The organism is Compostibacillus humi (assembly GCF_014637175.1).
Classification (GTDB): Bacteria; Bacillota; Bacilli; order Bacillales; family Amphibacillaceae; genus Oceanobacillus; species Oceanobacillus humi.
The window spans coordinates 1-1,692 of sequence record NZ_BMEV01000140.1 but is presented as its reverse complement, the minus strand read 5'-3'; the positions used below and the strand labels follow the sequence as shown (position 1 = coordinate 1,692).

2 protein-coding genes are annotated in these 1,692 nt (G+C 31.5%); both read right to left on the bottom strand.

Annotated elements, in window-relative coordinates; all coding sequences use genetic code 11:
- Nucleotides 1-135 precede the first annotated feature (135 nt).
- Nucleotides 136-840 carry a cytochrome c biogenesis CcdA family protein gene (locus tag IEV18_RS16920; protein ID WP_188393507.1) on the bottom strand — a complete coding sequence of 235 codons (705 nt, stop codon included), beginning with the start codon at nt 838-840 and terminating at the stop codon, nt 136-138.
- A gap of 31 nt (nt 841-871) precedes the next feature.
- Nucleotides 872-1,447 carry a thiol-disulfide oxidoreductase ResA gene (gene resA, locus IEV18_RS16915; RefSeq protein WP_188393506.1) on the bottom strand — a complete coding sequence of 192 codons (576 nt, stop codon included), beginning with the start codon at nt 1,445-1,447 and terminating at the stop codon, nt 872-874.
- Nucleotides 1,448-1,692 lie beyond the last annotated feature (245 nt).

Below are 1,692 nucleotides of genomic sequence, written 5' to 3'. Positions count from 1 at the left end.
GAGGCCTCTTTCTAAGTGTATTTGCCCTAGTAAGCATACATTTATGATAGAGTGCCTCTTCCTTTTTGGCTAGGATTTTGTAGAAATATCACCGAGAACTATTTTACACATACAGAGAAATTATGGAAAGTATATTTAAAATCCATAAAAACCAAACCAACCAGCCAAAAATGAAGTTAATTTAGTCATCCAGTCAAAGAACAGTGCTACACCCATAAAGATCATAACGTATCCGCCTATTTTAACTAATTTAAGGCTATGTTTTCTAATCCACTTTAATTTACCAATAAAGAATGCCAATAAAAGAAACGGAATAGAGAAGCCTAAAACATAACTAATCATCATAATCATACCAACATCAGGATTTGTTGCAGCTAATGATAACACAATAGCTAGTATTGGACCGGTACAAGGAGTCCATCCCAAAGAGAATGCCATTCCTATGATGAAAGAACCAACATAACCTCCGGGGCGATTTTTGAATGTAATTTTTTTATTCTTCATTAGAAATTTGAAATTAAAAACTCCGACAATCACTAATCCAAAGAAAATGATTAATATAGCACCAATTTGTCTAATAGCGTCTTGGTAGGTTAATAGGAATTCTGATATGTAAGAGGTGGTAAAACCTATCATAATAAAAATGCTTGAGAATCCTAGTAGAAAAAGAACGGTGTGTAAAAGAGCTTTTTTATTTATTTTTTTATTTTCTTCATTTATCTCACTTACGCTCATCCCGGTAATATAAGATAAAAATGCTGGATACAGTGGTAATACACACGGTGAAATAAAAGAAAGGAATCCTGCACCAAAAGCTAGAAATATGTTTATTTCATTCAAATTTTATCCCCCTAATATAGAAAGTAGTGGTCTATTGTTTTGGTAATATTTCTTTAAAATAAGTCTCCAAACTCTCTAACGATAATGCTCCATTTACAACTCTCTGAATTTTCCCATTCGGATTAATGAATATGGAACTTGGAATTGGTCCAATTTTGTATAAATCCCGGACTTCTCCTGTTTTATCATGGGGAATTGGAAAGGTTAGATCATATTTATCTATAAAACGATTAACAACCAATTCTGTACTATCTAAACTAACTGCGATAATTTCAATTCCTTTTTCTTTATATTCTGGATAAAGTTCTTGCATGTAAGGCATTTCTTCTTCACATGGTTTACACCAAGTACCCCAAAAGTTTAGCATAACACCTTGTCCTTTAAAATCACTTAGTCGTATAGTTTCTAATTCATTATTTTTATTGATTTGTTTTAACTCAAAGTCGGGAGCTTCATCTCCTACTTGATAAATGGTTTTATCTGCTTGTATATTGGATACTAATGCAAATATAATTGCACCAACCATTACAATTAATATAGAGGTTCTAAAAATTAATCGATTTTTCCTTTTGTTTTTCTTCTTCCTCTTCGTTTCCTCCAAGCTCATATGAATGTATCGCTCCTTATAGAAATTTAGTATAACGGCATTCTTTTATCTAAAGATACTCTCTATTAGATTACGCTACAAATTTGCAGAAATTAAGTAGATTCTTTGGACTATTTATGAACAAAAATTTACCCCGAGTTCGACAGTAAATAGGCACAAATTCACTTTTTAATAAAATGTATTTCCTATGATATCAATCTTTTCGTGGATTTGTGCTTAAAATTTTTTGAATTTTACATAGGCAC